Here is a 16,412-nt window from a genome sequence, read left to right as displayed (position 1 = left end):
CGGGTGAGTTGGTGGTCGGGGTGGGGTGGGTGCGTCGTCGGGTGCGGGCGGGTGGGGGCTGGTCGCGCAGTTCCCCGCGCCCCTGGAGCCGGGGCTGCGCCCCGTGCTCTTCGGGCACGAAAAAGCAGGGCGCAGCCCCGCGTTTTCAGGGGCGCGGGGAACTGCGCGAGGAGCCCCACCGGGCCCGCACCCGACAACGCAGCCACCCGTCAGGGCAGACGCGGCATCGGATCCAGCGCCCGCACCGCACTGACCCGACCCACTTCCCGCCCGCCCCCGAGCAGCGCCTCACCCGAGAACCCGGCGAGAGTCTCGGGATCGACCCCGGCCCATACGAGCGCCGCCGCGGTCACCGGCACCCGGGCCCGGTTCGCGCCGTCGGCGATCTTCACGGCGACGGCCCGGCCGTCGGGCAGCGCGGCGACCTGGACGCCCTCGAAGCCGTCCTTGGTGAGCAGTCCGGGCACGGCCCGCATCAGCTCGGCGACGTCGCGTCCGGCGCCGGAGGCCATCTCGGCGTGCTCGCGCATGGCGTCGGCGACGGTGCGCTCGGGGGTGCTCTCGGCGGCGGTGGTGATCCGGGCGAGGGCGCGGGCGAGACCGTGCAGGGAGACGGAGAACAGGGGCGCGCCGCAGCCGTCGACGGTCACCCGGGCGACGGCCTGCCCGGTGAGGTCCTCGACGATCTCCGCGATGGCCTGCTGCAGGGGGTGGGCCGGGTCGAGGTAGTCGTCCAGGGACCAGCCGTTCAGCTTGCAGGTGTAGAGCATGGCGGCGTGCTTGCCGGAGCAGTTCTGCGCGAGACGGGAGGGCTGCCTCCCCTCGCGTATCCACACGTCGCGGACGGCCGGGTCGTACGGCATGTCGGTGACGTTGCGCAGGTCGGCCTCGGTGAGGCCGGCCAGCTCCAGGATCCGCCGGGCTCCGGCGAGGTGGCGTTCCTCGCCGGAGTGGCTGGCGGCGGTCAGCGACAGCAGTTCGCCGTCCAGGGGGAGTCCGGCGCGCAGCATCGCCACGGCCTGGACCGGCTTGAGCGCCGACCGGGGGTAGAACGCCGCCTCGATGTCGCCGAGTTGGAGTTCCACCTCCCCGTCGGCTCCCAGCACCACGACGGAGCCGTGGTGGATGCCCTCGATGACACCTCCGCGTACGAGGTGGGCGACGGGGGCGTGGAGCGGTTCCCGGATCGCGGGGGCCGCGGCCACCGGAGCCGCAGGGATCGCCGCGGCGCCGGTGGTCGTGGGGTCGTACGTCACTGCGTGGATCACTTCTTCACTCCGGCCGACTGTTGGGCGACCCGGCGACGTACGCCGAACCACCCCGCGATCAGCGCCAGCACGATGAGGGGCAGGCACAGCACGGTCGTGCGGCCCGCGCCGCCGTCCGCGTACATCAGGACCAGGACCGACGCCAGGAAGAACAGGGTCACCAGTTCGGTCCACGGGGAGCCGGGCAGCCGGTAGCTCGGCCGGGTCAGCTCGCCCTTCTCGGTCTTCTGCCAGAACACCAGGTGACAGATCATGATCATGCCCCAGGTGCAGATGATGCCGATCGCGGCGAAGTTGAGCACGATCTCGAACGCGTCGGCCGGGACCACGAAGTTCAGCCCGACGCCCAGCACACAGATACCGCTGGTGAGCAGGATGCCGCCGTAGGGGACCTGGTTGCGGCTCATCACGCCGGTGAACTTCGGGGCGGAGCCCGCCATCGCCATGGAGCGCAGGATGCGGCCGGTGGAGTACAGGCCCGAGTTGAGCGAGGACATGGCCGCGGTCATCACGACCAGGTTCATGATGCCGCCGGCCGCCGGGACGCCGATGTTGGAGAGCACCGTGACGAAGGGGCTCTCGCCGGCCTTGTACGAGGACCAGGGCAGCAGCATCGCCAGCAGCAGGACGGAGCCGACGTAGAACAGACCGACGCGCCACATGATCGAGTTGATCGCCTTCGGCATGACCTTCTCGGGGTTCTCCGTCTCGCCCGCCGCGACGCCGACCAGTTCGACGGAGGCGTAGGCGAAGACGACACCCTGGATGATCAGCAGCATGGGCAGCAGACCGTTGGGGAAGATGCCGCCGTTGTCGGTGATCAGGGACGGGCCGGGGGTGTGGCCGTCGACCGGCTGCTGGGTGACCAGCAGGAAGATGCCGATCAGCATGAAGGTGACGAGCGCGCCCACCTTGATGATCGCGAACCAGAACTCCAGTTCGCCGAACATCTTCACCGAGATCAGGTTCACGGCGAGGACGACCCCGAGCGCGATGAGCGCGATGACCCACTGGGGGATGTCGGAGAACATGCCCCAGTAGTGGGTGTAGAGGGCGACCGCGGTGATGTCGGCGATACCGGTGGTGGCCCAGTTCAGGAAGTACATCCAGCCGGCCGTGTACGCGCCTTTCTCCCCCAGGAACTCCCGGGCGTAGGACACGAAGGCGCCGGACGAGGGCCGGTAGAGGACCAGTTCGCCGAGGGCGCGGACGACGAGGAAGGCGAAGACTCCGCAGACCGCGTACGCGATGAACAGGGACGGGCCGGCGTCGACGAGACGGCCGCCGGCGCCGAGGAAGAGGCCGGTGCCGATCGCGCCGCCGATGGCGATCATGTTGACGTGGCGGGACTTGAGGGACTTGCTGTAGCCGGCGTCTCCGGCGTCGACGTGGGCCGCCGGCTGCCCGGCCTGTACGGCGTCTTTTTCGAGGGACTGCTCGCTCACGCCTCGGGTCCGCCTTCCGTGGAGCTGTCCGTGCGCGGGGAACGCACGATGTCGGTGAGGGTGGTCTCGACGCGGTCGAGGTGGTGGGACATGGCCTCCACCGCGTCGTGTTCGGAACCGTCGATCAGCGCCTCGACGATGGCCCGGTGCTCTCGGTTGGACTGCTCGCGCCGGCCGCCCAGTTCGTTGAGGAAGGCCGACTGGCGGGCCAGTGCGTCCCGGATCTCCTCGATCACCCGGCGGAACACCGGGTTCTGGGCGGCTTCCGCCACGGCCAGATGGAAGAGGGTGTCCATCGCGACCCAGGCGGTGGTGTCGGTCTCCCGCTCCATCCGGTCCAGCAGGTGGGCCAGATGGTCCAGGTTCTCCGGGGTGCGGCGCACCGCCGCGTACCCGGCGACCGGGATCTCCACGTGCCGGCGCACCTCCAGCAGGTCGCTGGCCGCGTAGTCGCCGAAGGTGGGGTCCTCGACGGCGTTCGCGATCACGAAGGTGCCCTTGCCGGTGCGGGACTGGGTCAGCCCCATCACCTGAAGGGCGCGCAGCGCCTCGCGCAGGACCGGTCGGCTCACTTCGAGCTGCCGGCAGAGCTCCGCCTCCGAGGGGAGCTTGTCCCCGATGGTGTACTTGCCGCGCTCGATGGCGTCGCGGAGGTGGGTGAGCACCGCTTCCATGGCGCTGACGCGCCGGGGTGCCGAGCCACCTGTCTGGCTGTCTGACAGGTTCACGGGGGTGATCCTGCGGGTGACCGGAGGGGGCTGTCAAGGGGGTCCGTACTCGATCTTCCAGGTCATGGGCGGTGGTGGATCAGCTGTGTGCCGGGCGCCGGCCGCGCCCTGTGGGCCACGTCAGCTGAGGCCACCGGCCGCGAGCAGCCCGAACAGCAGCACGCCGACGACGATCCGGTAGGACACGAACACCTGGAAGGAGTGCCTGGTCACGAACTTCAGCAGCCAGGCGACCGAGGCGTACGCGACCGCGAACGACACGGTGGTGCCGGCGATCAGCGGAGCCGCGCCCACCCCCGCGCCGAGGGCGTCCTTCAGCTCGTACAGACCGGCGCCGGTGAGAGCCGGGATGCCGAGGAAGAAGGAGAGTCGGGTGGCGGCGACGCGGTCGAGGTCGAGCAGCAGCGCGGTGGACATGGTGGCGCCGGAGCGGGAGAAACCGGGGAACAGCAAAGCGAGGATCTGCGAACCGCCGACGAGCATCGCGTCCCGGAACCGGGTGTCCTCCTCCGCGCGCCTGCGCCGGCCCACCTGCTCGGCGACCCACATCACGCCGCTGCCCACGATCAGGGAGCCGGCCACCACCCACAGGGAGGCGAGCGGCCCCTCGATCAGCGACCGGGCGACCAGCCCCACGACGACGATCGGGATCGTCGCGGCGATCACCCACCACGCGAACCGGTAGTCGCGCTCCTGCCGCTCCCCCGCGTCGAACAGCCCCCGGAACCAGGCGGACCCGATGCGCGCGATGTCGTGACGGAAGTACACGAGCACCGCGGAGATCGCGCCGACCTGGATGACCGCCGAGAACCCGACCACCGCCTTGTCGTCCACCTGGATCCCCATCAGCCCCTCGGTGATCTTCAGATGGCCGGTGGAGGACACCGGCAGGAACTCCGTCACCCCCTCCACCGCTCCGAGGACGACTGCCTGACCGACGCTGATGGTGCTCATGGGGTCCAGTTCTGCTCGGCGAGGGCGAGGGCGGGGGTGGCCGACGTACACGGGTACGACGCAGGGTCGTATCGGCACAGGCAGTCGTACTACAGCCGGGTAAGATCCCGGCTCACCTCCACAGGGCCTCCGCCACCGACACCCCCACGAAGGCCGCGCCCAGCCCGGCCACCACGCTCGCCGTCACGTTGACGACGGCGTGCAGGCGCGCGCCGTCCTGGGCCAGGCGCAGGGTCTCGTACGAGAAGGTCGAATACGTGGTGAGCGCCCCGCAGAGTCCCGTGCCCAGGAGAAGCTGCAGGTGGGAGGAGGCGGCACCGGCCGCCACGGCACCGGTGAGAACTCCGAGGACCAGCGATCCGGCGACGTTCACGATGAAGGTCCCCCAGGGGAAGACCGTGTCGTGGCGGGACTGCACGGCCCGGTCGGTGAGATAGCGCAGGGGCGCGCCCACCATCGCGCCGACGACGACGAGCAGCCAGTTCACGTGGACCTCTTACCTTCCGCCGAGCGCGCGGCCGGGTCGTGCCGACCGACGATCTCGCACTCGTCCAGGACCACCAGCCCCTCCCCCTCCTTGAGCACTTCCTCCAGTCGGGGCAGGAAGGCCCGGACGCGCTCCTCCGTGTCCACGATGATCACCGCGACCGGCAGGTCCTCGCTGAGCGAGAGCAGCCGCGAGGTGTGGACGACCGAGGAGGCACCGAAACCCTCGATGCCCCGGAAGACACTGGCGCCCGCAAGACCCGCGGCGTGTGCGCGGTGCACGATCTCGCTGTAGAGCGGCTTGTGGTGCCAGGTGTCCTGCTCGCCGATCACCACGGTGAGACGGAGTGCCGGACCGGTGAGCCACTGCCGTCCAGGGCTTGTCATGGCCGCCTCCGCGCGAGGGCCCGGCGTGCCGTGGCGGCCGCCAGCCAGACGGCGGCCAGGGCGGCGAGAAGGGTGGCGGCGAGATAGGCGAGGGCAGTACGGGGGTGCCCTTCGTCCACCAGCCGCTGGACGTCGACGACGTACGCCGAGAAGGTGGTGAAGCCGCCGAGCACACCGGTGCCGAAGAAGGGCCGCACGAGCCGATGGGCTGCCCAGACGTCCGTGATCACGACCATGAAGAGGCCGATCACGAAGCAGCCGACGATGTTCGCCCAGAACGTGCTCCACGGGAAGTGACCGGGCTGCGCGGGCCACAGCAGCGACACGCCGTAGCGGGCCGAGGCGCCGAGGGCACCGCCGACGGCGACACAGCCGACAACGAGTCCCTGGCCCCGCCAGGGGGACGGTCCGTGGGGCGACGGGCGGGTGGTCGTGGAGGACCGGACCCTGTCGGTGGGGGGCACTGTCATGCGCAGACGTCTCCTACTCGCCGGGGCCCGGGTGTCCGGGCGCGATCCGTCGCAAGCAGGGACCGTTGGCGGCATCGATGCCGCGGTTCGGGTACGGCGGGCCCCACCGCCGCGCCGCGAGGAGTCTCGTGGCCGTTCACCAGCGTAACGCGGGCCCTCACAGCACCGCACGCGCCGCCCCTACCCGGCCTCGGGCCGTCCTCGGCCCGCCTCCCCCGGCAGCTCGCACACCGCGATGCCCCGTTCCCACAGACTTCCGAGGATCAGTCGCCCCCCGGTCACGCACGCGCTCGTGACCATGCGGTAGTGGGAACGGCGGTCGACGAGGGTGTGGACCACGTGTCCCTCGTCGTCGACCGCGACGACCCCGGCGAACCCGAGGGGCCGGAACGGCGCCCGGACCGCCACCCGGCTCGCGGCGCCGCGCACGGCCGGACTCGCGCGGTGCAGCCGGTCGAGGGCGCCGATGCGCGGTCCGGCCAGCGCCACCCACAGCAGTCCGCTCCCGGGGTCGCGCCACATGTTGTCGGGCGTGCCCGGCAGGTCCTCGACGAAGGGCTCGCTCGTGCCGGCCCCAGCCCCCGTGAGGTGGACGCGGGTCAGGCGGCGGGCGCCCGTCTCGGCGACCACGAGGAAGGACTCGTCGGCGGAAGGTGCGAGGCCGTTGGCGAACTGGAGCCCCTCCAGGACGACTTCGGGTTCCCCCGCCCCCGGCGCGAGACGCAGCAGCCGCCCGGTACCGGTGTGCTCGACGATGTCGCCGATCCAGTGGTGGAGGGGGTATCGGCGGCTGGAGACCGTGAAGAAGACCGTCCCGTCGGCAAGCGCCACGGCATTGCTGCAGAACCGCAGCCGCTCGCCGCGCACCTCGTCGGCGAGCACCCGCACCGTGCCGTCGCCGGTCCCCACCCGCAGCAGCCCCCGCTCGGCGTCGCACACCAACAGGTCGCCGTCCGCGAGGAGTTCGAGACCGAGGGGCCTGCCGCCGGTCTCGGCGAGCGTCTCGACCCGGGCCCGCCCCGGCTCCGCGAGCCCGTCCACCCGCAGGACCCGGCCGTCCTCGACACCGGTCAGCACCCGCCCACGTCCGTCGGCGACCACGTCCTCGGGCCCGCGCCCGCCGATCCCGACGAACGCCTCCGGTACCAGTGCGGCGCCCCGTGAAACCGTGCTGCCCGTCATGTCCGCCTCCCGAAGGTCCGCCCGATCGCCCGCGCCGCTCCATCCTGGCAGGGGCCGAGCCGCCCCACAGGCCACTCGGGTTAGGTTGGCCGTCGCCTACCAGGGAGACCGCCGTGCCCGGCCGCCCCCGCCTGCTGTACGTCACCGACCTCGCCTATCCGGCCCGGGGGCGGCGGTACTGCGACGAGGACATCTTCCTCACCTCCCGGCTGCGCGCGGAGTTCGACATCGCCCTGTGCCACCCCCTGGACACGGTGGCTCTGATGGAGGGCTTCGACGCGGTCGTGGTCCGCAACAGCGGGCCCGTCCTGCACCACCAGGAGGCGTACGACGCCTTCCGCGAGCGGGCGACGGCGCTCGGCACCCGCGTCTACAACCCACCGACCGGCCGCGCCGACATGGTCGGCAAGCAGTACCTGCTGGACCTCACCGGCGCCGGGTACCCGGTCATCCCCACCGTCGACCGGCCCGAGGACCTCACGCGGCTGCCGAAGTCCGCCTCGTACGCGGTGAAGCCGAAGGCCGGCGCGGACTCCCTCGGCCTGCGCTTCCTGACCGGCCCCGAGCTGACGGGCCTGACCTGGGGCGACGTCCTCCTGGTCGAACTGGAGGACCTCAACCGTTCCTGGGGACTGAGCATGAGTGAGTCCGCCCAGCCGCACGCCCCGAACGGTCTTGGGCGTACTGGTCCCCGGCGTACTCAGCCCCGGGGCGGCGACACGCATCCTGTACGTGGTCCGATCCCGGGAGGCCGGTTCCCTCACGACCTGGCCAGGTGGGTACGGACAGAAGGCGACGGAGAGGCCCCCGACCTTCTCTCCGGAGGAAAGGGGGCTCCGCACGCCGGCTCCGTTCCCGGTGTCCCAGATCGCCCGCTCACCGTAGCCCGAACAGCCCACACCCCCGAAAGCCCGGAAGCCGATCACCACACGATCGAGCTAATCCACCCTCGTACACACTCCCCGGCAAGCAGTTGGCAACCCCTACCTCACCCTGGACCGCCTCCCCGAGCGGGTCCGGGACACCTTCGTCACGGCCATGACCGCCTCACTGCACGCGTTCCTCGGCGGCTGAACGGCCAAAGAGGCCGCACGTCGAAACGTACGGCCCCTCCGACACGCCCCTTCAGGAGCGCGGGCAGCTGCGCGACCGGCCCCCACCGGCCCGCGTTGTCACCACGGACCCGTCGCCCGTACTCACCGGTGGCTGAACCACGCCGCCGCCGGCAGCAGCCTGTCGTCGTACCCGAACAGCGCCTGGTTCTCCCACCCGTTCCCGGAGGCCGCGTCCGTCGGGTCCCAGCCGTTGCCGTTGACCGCGGTCCACGTCGACTCCCAGTAGAAGATCCCGAGACCACGGCCGTTCGGGACGGCCTCGACGATGCTCGCGATGTCCTTCATCCACCGGGTCTGACCGGCGGTGGTGGCCGGGTAGCCGGACACGAGTTCGCTGCTCAGGTCGATGATGTTCTCGTGCGCGTCCTCGCTGTCCAGCCGGAACGGGTACGCCGTCTCGGCGACGAACACCGGCTTGGCGTAGCGGGACGCCGCGTCGTCCAGCGTGGTCTGGAAGTCGGCGAGCGTGCCGTGCCAGTAGCCGTAGTACGACAGGCCGATGACATCGAACTTCACACCCTGGGAGACGGCGTTGTCGAACCACCAGCGGGTGCCGGACAGGTCCCCGCCCTTGGCGAGGTGCAGCGCCACCTGGGTGGAGGAGTTGACCGCCTTGACCGCGTCGTAGCCGGAGTTGAGCAGTCCGGCGAGCTGCGACCAGTTGGAGGTGGAGCCCGCCGACCACAGCATGCCGCCGTTGATCTCGTTGCCGACCTGGACCATGTCGGCGGTGGTGCCCTGCGCCTTGAGGGCGTTGAGGACGTCGTAGGTGTGGTTGTAGACGTCCGTCCGCAGCTCGCTGTACGAGTGACCGGTCCACGCGGACGGCACGGTCTGGGCGCCCGGGTCGGCCCAGGTGTCCGAGTAGTGGAAGTCGACCAGGAGCTTCATGCCCTGCGCCTTGACGCGCTTGGCGGCGGCGAGCACACGGGTCTTGTTGTTGTAGCCGTCGGCGGGGTTCACCCAGACCTTGAGGCGTGCGTAGTTCTGTCCGGCGCCCTTGAGGATGGCGAGGGCGTCGCCGGTGGCGCCGGAGCTGTTCCTGTAGACGCCGCCCTTGGCCTCGCTCTTGACGAGCGAGGACACGTCGGAGCCCTTGACGGGCACGCCCGTCGTCCCGGACGCGAAGGTCAGGTCGTCGACGTTGATCCAGTTCCCGGCACGGGCGTCGGAGTTGACGCTGATGGTGCACTGGTTGTTGGTGACCGCGATCGAGGTGACGATCCGGATCCACCCACTGGCGGAGACCGGGATGTCGGTGCGCTGCTCGGCGCTGCCGCAGTTCTTCAGCGCGAGGTACGCGGAGTTCTGGCCGCCGCCGGAGCGCACCCACGCGGTGAGCTTGTAGTTCCCGTTGGTCAGGCCGGACAGGTACTGGTACGTCTCCACCTTGTAGGCGGAGGACGACCAGTGGGTGAGGCGGTGACTGCCGCCGTGGCCGCCGGACTCGGTGAAGGAGGCGGCGTTCTGCCCGCCCGCCGAGTACGTCGACCAGCCGGCCGGCGTCGCGGTCCCGGTGCCGTCGGACTCGAAGCCCCCGTTGGTGAGCGTGGAGGCGGCGTGTGCCGGGCCGGCGGGCACGGTGGTGAGCGCAAGGCCCGCGAACAGCGGTATGAGCAGGGCCCTGAGGGCACGTCTCGCGTGGAACATCGTCGTCCCTTCGACGGAGGTGGGGAGCCGGGTGATGCGGTGCTGTGGCGGCGCCGCGCCCGAAGGCCCTGGGCGCGGCGCCGCCCGGACCGACCGGATGTCCCCAGAGATCCGGTCGGGGTCGGGGATGACCCGGGGCCGGGAAACGCCCCCCGGGCAGGGAGCGGCGACCGTCACCCGTGCGGCTCGGTGACGGGCCGCCGCCCACATCTGCTGGTCAGGGGTCGAGGCGTACGACCCTGACGCCGCCGGCGGGTACGGCGAGGCGGCCCGCCGTGCGTTCGCCGGTGAGGAGTTCGGTGCCGGCCGTGTCCAGTGGCACCTTCGCGTCGAGCGCGGTGTGGTTGATCGCGAAGAGGAAGTCGCCCGACTCCCCCGCGCGGCGCACCACTTCGACGTCGCGCGGCAGGTCGGCGCGGGGGGCGATGCCCGCGTCGTCGGCGGCCCAGCCGAGGAGCGCGTCGAGGCCGTGTGCGTCGAGGCGGGTGGAGACGTACCAGGCGGAGCCCTCGCAGAGCCGGTGCCGGGTGACGGCGGGTTGGTCGGCGGCGAGTCCGTCGGCGTAGGTCCACACGGACTCGGCGCCGCGCGGCACCACGATCTCGGTCCACACGTCGCCGGTCAGTTCGGAGCCGTCGGGGCCTGTGACGCGGACGCTCTCGCCGCCGAGCAGGGGCGAGAACTCCTCGACGGTCAGGCCGAGTACGTCCCGCAGGGCGCCGGGGTAGGGGCCCTCGTGGACGGCGTCGTGCTCGTCGACGATCCCGGAGAAGTAGGAGACGACGAGGGTGCCGCCGTTCTCGACGTACGCCTTGAGGTTGTCCCCCGCCGCTCGCGTCATCAGGTACAGCGCGGGAACGACGACAAGGGGATAGGCCGACAAGTCGGCTTCCGGGTGGGCGAAGTCGACCGTGAGGTGGCGGTCGTAGAGGGCCTCGTAGAAGGCGTCGGCGCGTTCGCGGGCCTCGTGGTCCTCGCTGGGGCGCCAGGCGAGGTTCTGCGCCCACCAGGAGTGCCAGTCCCACACGACAGCCACGTCGGCGACGGTCCGGCTGCCCCTGATCTGGCTCAACGAGTCCAGCGACGCGCCCAGTTCGACGACCTCGCGCCACACGCGCGACTCGGTGCCGGCCTGCGGCAGCATCGCCGAGTGGAACTTCTCGGCGCCGCGCCGGGACTGCCGCCACTGGAAGAACATGGCGCCCTCGGAGCCGCGTGCCACGTGGGCGAGGGAGTTGCGGGCCATCTGGCCGGGGGCCTTGGCGGGGTTGCGGGCCTGCCAGTTGACGCCCGAGGTGGAGTGCTCCAGGAGCAGCCAGGGGGCGCCGCCGCCGACCGAGCGGGTGAGGTCGGCGGCCATCGCGAGGTTGACATGGGTGCGGCGGCCGTCGGTGATCAGGTAGTGGTCGTTGGTGACGAGGTCGACCTCACGGCCCCAGGCCCAGTAGTCCAGGGAGTCGCACTGGCTGAGCGCGGTCATGAAGTTGGTGGTGACCGGGATGCCGGGGGCGAGGCGGTGCAGGATGTCCCGCTCGGCGACGAAGTTCTCGCGGATGGTCTCGTCGGCGAACCGCTTGTAGTCGAGGGCCTGCCCGGGGTTGCCGACCGTGGGGGTCGTGCGCGGCGGGTTGATCTGCGCGAAGTCGGTGTAGTGCTGGCCCCAGAAGGCGGTGCCCCAGGCCTCGTTGACCGCCGCGACGTCGCCGTACGTCCGCTCCAGCCAGCGGCGGAAGTGTGCGGCGCAGGAGTCGCAGTAGCAGGCGGAGACGGGGACGCCGTACTCGTTGTGGACGTGCCACAGGGCGAGCGCCGGGTGGTCGGCGTAGCGCTCGGCGAGCTTCGTGGTGATGTTCGCGGCGGCGGCCCGGTAGTCGGTGTTGCTGTGGCAGATGGCGCCGCGCGAGCCGAACTCGTAGCGGGTGCCGTCGGCGGCCACGGGCAGCGCCTCGGGATGCTCGCGGTAGAACCAGACCGGCGGTACGACCGTGGGGGTGCCGAGGTCGACGCGGATGCCGTTGTCGTGGAGCAGGTCGAGCAGACGGTCGAGCCACGCGAAGTCGTAGGTGCCCCGAGAGGTCTCCAGCAGAGCCCAGGAGAAGATGCCGACGCTGACCATCGTGACGCCGGCCTCGCGCATCAGCCGGACGTCCTCGTGCCAGACGGTTTCCGGCCACTGCTCGGGGTTGTAGTCCCCACCGAAGGCGAGCCCGGTCAGGCCCGTGGGGGTGGTCTCCGGCATGGATCTCTCCCGTTTTATCGATCATTTGGGAACGTGCACACACAGCGACGCGGTGCGGGGCCCCACATAACCGCACAGCAACAACCATTGACAAGTGTCCGGGATGTTTCTCTACTGTGAACGCTCACAGACGCACTGTCTGTGAACGCTCACAGAGCATGGCATGGTCCTCGCAGCAGACGAGGACCCAGGTCAGGGGAGAACGATCCATGCCCAACATCACGAAGCACCGGCGCTTTGTGGCCACCGCCGTCGCCGTCACGCTCGGCGCCACCACACTCGCCGCCTGCGGCGGGTCCGCCGACGACAGCGAGGCTCAGTCGGGGCCCGCCAAGCTGACGTACTGGACCTGGACGCCGGGCATGGACAAGGTTGTCGACCTCTGGAACAAGGGTCCCGGCAAGGAGCAGCAGATCACCGTCACGGCGAAGAAGCAGGCTTCCGGCGACACCCTCGTCACCAAGATCCTCACCGCGCACAAGGCGGGCAAGGGCCCGGACCTGGTGCAGGCCGAGTACCAGGCGCTGCCGACCCTGGTCAGCAATGACGCCGTCGCCGACATCGCGGGCGAGGCGGGCGACGCGAAGGGCAAGTTCGCCGACGGTGTCTGGCAGCAGACCACACTGGGCACGGACGCCGTCTACGCGATACCCCAGGACATCGGGCCGATGATGTTCTACTACCGCGAGGACCTCTTCGAGAAGCACGCCCTGACCGTCCCGAAGACCTGGGACGAGTTCGCCGAGACCGCGCGCAAGCTGAAGAAGGCGGACCCGGACGTCGACCTCACCACCTTCTCCGCGAACGACTCCGGTCTCTTCGCCGGTCTCGCCCAGCAGGCGGGCGCGAAGTGGTGGACCACCGAGGGCCAGAGGTGGAAGGTCGGCATCGACGACGCGGCCACCCGGCGCGTCGCCGACTTCTGGGGCGGGCTGGTCGAGGAGGGCGCCATCGACAACCAGCCGATGTACACCCCGGCCTGGAACAAGGCCCTGAACACCGGCAAGCAGATCGCCTGGGTCAGCGCCGTGTGGGCTCCGGGCACACTGACCACCGCCGCGCCCGACACCGAGGGCAAGTGGAAGGTGGCGCCGCTGCCCCAGTGGTCGGCCTCCGAGAACACCACCGGCAGCTGGGGCGGCTCCTCGACCGCCGTCACCACGGACTCGAAGAACAAGGGTGCCGCCGCGAAGTTCGCCACCTGGCTGAACACGGACCCCGAGGCCCTGACCGCGCTGGCCAAGGAGGGCGGCATCTACCCGGCCGCCACCACCGCGCAGACCAGTGACGCGTTCGCCCAGCCGCCGGCCTTCTTCTCCAACCAGGCCGACTTCTACACCGTGGCCTCCGAGATCGCGAAGACCACCGCGCCGTCCGCGTGGGGCCCGAACGTGAACGTCGCCTACACCACCTTCAAGGACGCGTTCGGCGCCGCCGCGAAGAACAAGTCGGACTTCGGTGCCGCCCTGAAGACGATGCAGGACGACACGGTCGCCGACATGAAGAAGCAGGGCTTCGAGGTCGCTCAGTGACGACGGCACGCCGGAGGTCGTACGGGGTCAAGGGGGCCCCGTATGCCTTCCTCCTCCCCGCGACGATCCTGTTCGCCCTCTTCTTCGCGCTGCCCATCGGCTACGCGGTCTGGCTCAGTCTGCACAAGGTGCAGGTCAAGGGGCTCGGCCTCGGCTCGGGCGCGCGCAGCGAGGTGTGGGCGGGCCTGGAGAACTACACCGACGCGCTGACCGACTCCGAACTGCTGGACGGCGCCCTGCGCGTCCTCGGCTACGGCGCGATCGTCGTCCCGGTCATGCTCGGTCTGGCACTGGTACTCGCCCTGATGCTCGACAGCGACAAGGTGCGGATGGCCCCCTTCACCCGGCTGGCGATCTTCCTGCCGTACGCCATCCCCGGTGTCGTGGCGGCCCTGCTCTGGGGCTTCCTCTACCTCCCGGACGTCAGCCCCTTCTCCTTCGTGCTGGAGCGGCTGGGCCTGCCGCAGCCGGACCTGCTGGACGGCGGCGGCCTGTACGCGGCGCTGTCGAACATCGCGATCTGGGGCGGCACCGGCTTCAACATGATCGTCGTCTACACCTCGCTGCAGGCGATCCCCGCCGAGGTGTACGAGGCGGCCAAGCTGGACGGCGCGTCACCGCTGCAGATCGCGCTGCGGATCAAGATCCCGATGGTGGCGCCCTCGCTGGTGCTGACCTTCTTCTTCTCGATCATCGCCACGCTCCAGGTGTTCAGCGAGCCCACCACCCTCAAGCCGCTCACCAACTCGGTCTCCACGACGTGGAGTCCGCTGATGAAGGTGTACCGGGACGCGTTCGGCGAGGGCGACATCCACTCGGCGGCCGCGGGTGCCGTGATCATCGCCGTGGCGACGCTCGTCCTCTCCTTCGGCTTCCTGAAGGCCGCGAACTCCCGTAGCAAGCAGGAGGCAGCACGATGAGTTCTCTTGCCGTACCCAAGGCCGCCCCGGCGGCTGGCACCACCCCCGGCACCGCCCAGGGCCCGCCGCTGCGCCGCCGGATCGCGCTCGTCCCGACGCTCACCCTGTTGCTGGGCGCGATCTACTGTCTGCTGCCTGTCGCCTGGGTGCTGATCGCGGCCACCAAGTCGGGCAGCGAGCTGTTCAGCACGTTCACCTTCCTGCCGGGCACCGGCTTCGCGGACAACCTGTCCGACCTGAACGCCTACCGTGACGGCGTGTACTGGACGTGGATGGGCAACTCCGCGCTGTACGCGGGCGTCGGCGCCCTGCTGTCCACCGCCGTCTCCGCGATCAGCGGCTACGCACTGGCGATCTACCGCTTCAAGGGCCGCGAGACCGTCTTCAACGTGCTGATGGCGGGCGTGCTGATGCCGCCGGTGATCCTGGCGATCCCGCAGTACCTGCTGATGGCGAAGGCGGACCTGGCGGACAGCTACTGGTCGGTGCTGCTGCCGCTGGTCCTCTCCCCCTACGGCGTCTATCTGTCCCGGATCTACGCCGCGGCCGCCGTCCCCGCCGACGTGGTGGAGGCCGGGCGGATGGACGGGGCGAGCGAGTGGCGGATCTTCACCCGGATCGCGCTGCCGATGATGGTGCCGGGTCTGGTGACGGTCTTCCTGTTCCAGTTCGTGGCCGTCTGGAACAACTTCCTGCTGCCGTACATCATGCTCAGCGACGACGAGAAGTTCCCGATCACCCTGGGCCTGTTCACCCTCCTCGAACAGGGCTCCAACACTCCGGCGCTGTACACCCTGGTGATCACGGGCGCGCTGCTCGCGGTGATCCCGCTGATCGCGCTCTTCCTGGTCATCCAGCGGTTCTGGAGCCTCGATCTGCTCTCCGGAGCCGTAAAGTCATGACCATGAGCAACACGGGGGGCAGGCGCAGACCGCCGACCATTCACGACGTGGCGCGCGAGGCGGGAGTCTCCCGGGGAACCGTCTCGCGCGTGCTCAACGGCGGTCACTACGTCAGCCCGACGGCGGCCGAGGCGGTCAACGCGGCGATCCGCAAGACGGGTTACGTGGTGAACCGGCACGCCCGCTCGCTGATCACGGGCCGTTCCGACTCGATCGGCTTCCTGCTGACGGAACCGCAGGAGAAGCTCTTCGAGGACCCCAACTTCAATGTCCTGTTGCGGTGTTGCACCCAGGCGCTGGCCGCGCACGACATCCCGCTGCTGCTGATGGTGGCGGGCACGGAGGACGAGCGGCGGCGGATCACGCGGTACATCACGGCGGGCCACGTCGACGGTGTGCTGGTGGTGTCCAGCCACTCCGCGGACCCGGTCGCCCAGGAGCTCCGCGAGGCGGGCATCCCCCTCGTCCAGTGCGGAAAGCCCATGACTCCCGGCTCGAAGGTGAGTTACGTGGCCGCCGACGACCGCGACGGCGCCCGTGACATGGTGCGCCATCTGCTGTCGCTGGGCCGTCGGCGGATCGGGGTCGTGACCGGTCCGCTGGACTCACCCGGCGGTGTCGACCGCCTCGCCGGCTACAAGGAGGTGCTCACCGAGGCGGGCGTCGCGATCGACGAGCGGCTCGTCACCTCCGGCGACTACAGCCGCGCCAGTGGCGAGGCGGGCACCGACCTGCTGCTGGAGCGGGCCCCCGACATGGACGCCGTGTTCGTGGCCTCCGACCTGATGGCGCAGGGCGCCCTCACGGCGCTGCGCCGGGCGGGCCGCCGGGTCCCCGAGGACGTGTCCGTGGGCGGCTTCGACGACTCGGCCGCGGCGACGGAATCCGTCCCCGCTCTCACCACCATCCGCCAGCCCTACGACCGGATCAGCAACGAGATGGTGCGGGTCCTGCTGGCGCAGATCGGCGGCGAGGCCCCGGCCGCCGTGATCCTGCCGACGGAGCTGGTGCGGCGGGAGTCGACGTGAGCTGCGACGCCCGGTAAGAACCCGGGACTCCCAGTCACCACCCGAACGGCCGTCCGAAGATCGCGCTGTGACCGGGGTCGGAAGCCCGTCTCGGGGTACTCGACGC

Annotated in this window: 14 protein-coding genes and 1 pseudogene; 5 read left to right on the top strand and 10 right to left on the bottom strand. The window is 70.5% G+C overall.

Annotation, left to right across the window (positions count from 1 at the left end):
* Nucleotides 1-209 precede the first annotated feature (209 nt).
* From P8T65_RS44500 to P8T65_RS44465, 8 genes are all read right to left on the bottom strand, one after another.
* Complete coding sequence (locus P8T65_RS44500; RefSeq protein WP_316731928.1) at nucleotides 210-1,256, bottom strand: asparaginase; 1,047 nt, start codon at nucleotides 1,254-1,256, stop codon at nucleotides 210-212.
* Between the two features lie 8 nt (nucleotides 1,257-1,264).
* On the bottom strand, nucleotides 1,265-2,713 hold the full coding sequence (locus P8T65_RS44495) for an amino acid permease (RefSeq protein WP_316731115.1): 1,449 nt from the start codon (nucleotides 2,711-2,713) through the stop codon (nucleotides 1,265-1,267).
* A complete protein-coding gene (locus P8T65_RS44490) occupies nucleotides 2,710-3,441 on the bottom strand; it encodes a FadR/GntR family transcriptional regulator (RefSeq protein WP_316731114.1) in 732 nt (243 codons plus the stop codon). Before P8T65_RS44490 ends, P8T65_RS44495 begins: the two co-directional genes overlap by 4 nt.
* 120 nt (nucleotides 3,442-3,561) lie before the next feature.
* On the bottom strand, nucleotides 3,562-4,395 hold the full coding sequence (locus P8T65_RS44485) for an undecaprenyl-diphosphate phosphatase (RefSeq protein WP_316731113.1): 834 nt from the start codon (nucleotides 4,393-4,395) through the stop codon (nucleotides 3,562-3,564).
* A 112-nt stretch (nucleotides 4,396-4,507) separates the two neighbouring features.
* Complete coding sequence (crcB, locus tag P8T65_RS44480; protein ID WP_316731112.1) at nucleotides 4,508-4,882, bottom strand: fluoride efflux transporter CrcB; 375 nt, start codon at nucleotides 4,880-4,882, stop codon at nucleotides 4,508-4,510.
* Nucleotides 4,879-5,268 (bottom strand): DUF190 domain-containing protein, encoded by a 390-nt coding sequence (locus P8T65_RS44475; RefSeq protein WP_316731111.1) that lies wholly within the window; start codon nucleotides 5,266-5,268, stop codon nucleotides 4,879-4,881. Before P8T65_RS44475 ends, crcB (P8T65_RS44480) begins: the two co-directional genes overlap by 4 nt.
* On the bottom strand, nucleotides 5,265-5,738 hold the full coding sequence (gene crcB, locus P8T65_RS44470; protein ID WP_316731110.1) for a fluoride efflux transporter CrcB: 474 nt from the start codon (nucleotides 5,736-5,738) through the stop codon (nucleotides 5,265-5,267). The genes P8T65_RS44475 and crcB (P8T65_RS44470) overlap by 4 nt, the downstream gene beginning before the upstream one ends.
* A gap of 180 nt (nucleotides 5,739-5,918) precedes the next feature.
* A complete protein-coding gene (locus P8T65_RS44465; protein ID WP_316731109.1) occupies nucleotides 5,919-6,920 on the bottom strand; it encodes an SMP-30/gluconolactonase/LRE family protein in 1,002 nt (333 codons plus the stop codon).
* Nucleotides 6,921-7,033: 113 nt separating this feature from the next.
* Here P8T65_RS44465 and P8T65_RS44460 point away from each other — a divergent pair.
* Nucleotides 7,034-7,519, top strand: a pseudogene (locus tag P8T65_RS44460) (hypothetical protein); the annotation flags it as partial.
* A 597-nt stretch (nucleotides 7,520-8,116) separates the two neighbouring features.
* On the opposite strand, the gene P8T65_RS44455 reads toward P8T65_RS44460, so the two are convergent.
* A complete protein-coding gene (locus tag P8T65_RS44455) occupies nucleotides 8,117-9,685 on the bottom strand; it encodes an arabinogalactan endo-1,4-beta-galactosidase (RefSeq protein ID WP_316731108.1) in 1,569 nt (522 codons plus the stop codon).
* A 217-nt stretch (nucleotides 9,686-9,902) separates the two neighbouring features.
* Nucleotides 9,903-11,924: a beta-galactosidase gene (locus P8T65_RS44450; RefSeq protein WP_316731106.1), complete on the bottom strand. Its 2,022-nt coding sequence runs from the start codon at nucleotides 11,922-11,924 to the stop codon at nucleotides 9,903-9,905.
* 209 nt (nucleotides 11,925-12,133) lie between these two features.
* Between P8T65_RS44450 and P8T65_RS44445 the strand changes: the two genes are divergently transcribed.
* From P8T65_RS44445 to P8T65_RS44430, 4 genes are read left to right on the top strand one after another with little or no spacing between them, the layout of a single operon-like run.
* Nucleotides 12,134-13,456 (top strand): extracellular solute-binding protein, encoded by a 1,323-nt coding sequence (locus P8T65_RS44445; protein WP_316731105.1) that lies wholly within the window; start codon nucleotides 12,134-12,136, stop codon nucleotides 13,454-13,456.
* Entirely contained in the window at nucleotides 13,453-14,376 is a 924-nt protein-coding gene (locus P8T65_RS44440; protein WP_316731104.1) for a sugar ABC transporter permease, read from the top strand. The genes P8T65_RS44445 and P8T65_RS44440 overlap by 4 nt, the downstream gene beginning before the upstream one ends.
* Entirely contained in the window at nucleotides 14,373-15,278 is a 906-nt protein-coding gene (locus tag P8T65_RS44435; protein ID WP_316731103.1) for a carbohydrate ABC transporter permease, read from the top strand. Before P8T65_RS44440 ends, P8T65_RS44435 begins: the two co-directional genes overlap by 4 nt.
* The gene (locus tag P8T65_RS44430; protein ID WP_230212511.1) at nucleotides 15,275-16,306 is read left to right on the top strand and encodes a LacI family DNA-binding transcriptional regulator; all 1,032 of its coding nucleotides are present in this window, start codon (nucleotides 15,275-15,277) and stop codon (nucleotides 16,304-16,306) included. The genes P8T65_RS44435 and P8T65_RS44430 overlap by 4 nt, the downstream gene beginning before the upstream one ends.
* The last annotated feature ends 106 nt before the right edge of the window (nucleotides 16,307-16,412 follow it).

The sequence above is a fragment of the Streptomyces sp. 11x1 genome (genome assembly GCF_032598905.1).
Taxonomy (GTDB): Bacteria; Actinomycetota; Actinomycetes; order Streptomycetales; family Streptomycetaceae; genus Streptomyces.
This window is presented reverse-complemented; position numbering and strand designations above follow the sequence as displayed.

Bases quoted from the DNA above. Each gene is read 5' to 3' on its own strand.
- P8T65_RS44455 (WP_316731108.1), bottom strand. From the start codon at position 9,685: ATGTTCCACGCGAGACGTGCCCTCAGGGCCCTGCTCATACCGCTGTTC.
- P8T65_RS44435 (WP_316731103.1), top strand. From the start codon at position 14,373: ATGAGTTCTCTTGCCGTACCCAAGGCCGCCCCGGCGGCTGGCACCACC.
- P8T65_RS44450 (WP_316731106.1), bottom strand. From the start codon at position 11,924: ATGCCGGAGACCACCCCCACGGGCCTGACCGGGCTCGCCTTCGGTGGG.
- P8T65_RS44475 (WP_316731111.1), bottom strand. From the start codon at position 5,268: ATGACAAGCCCTGGACGGCAGTGGCTCACCGGTCCGGCACTCCGTCTC.
- crcB (WP_316731110.1), bottom strand. From the start codon at position 5,738: ATGACAGTGCCCCCCACCGACAGGGTCCGGTCCTCCACGACCACCCGC.
- P8T65_RS44465 (WP_316731109.1), bottom strand. From the start codon at position 6,920: ATGACGGGCAGCACGGTTTCACGGGGCGCCGCACTGGTACCGGAGGCG.
- P8T65_RS44485 (WP_316731113.1), bottom strand. From the start codon at position 4,395: ATGAGCACCATCAGCGTCGGTCAGGCAGTCGTCCTCGGAGCGGTGGAG.
- P8T65_RS44430 (WP_230212511.1), top strand. From the start codon at position 15,275: ATGACCATGAGCAACACGGGGGGCAGGCGCAGACCGCCGACCATTCAC.
- P8T65_RS44445 (WP_316731105.1), top strand. From the start codon at position 12,134: ATGCCCAACATCACGAAGCACCGGCGCTTTGTGGCCACCGCCGTCGCC.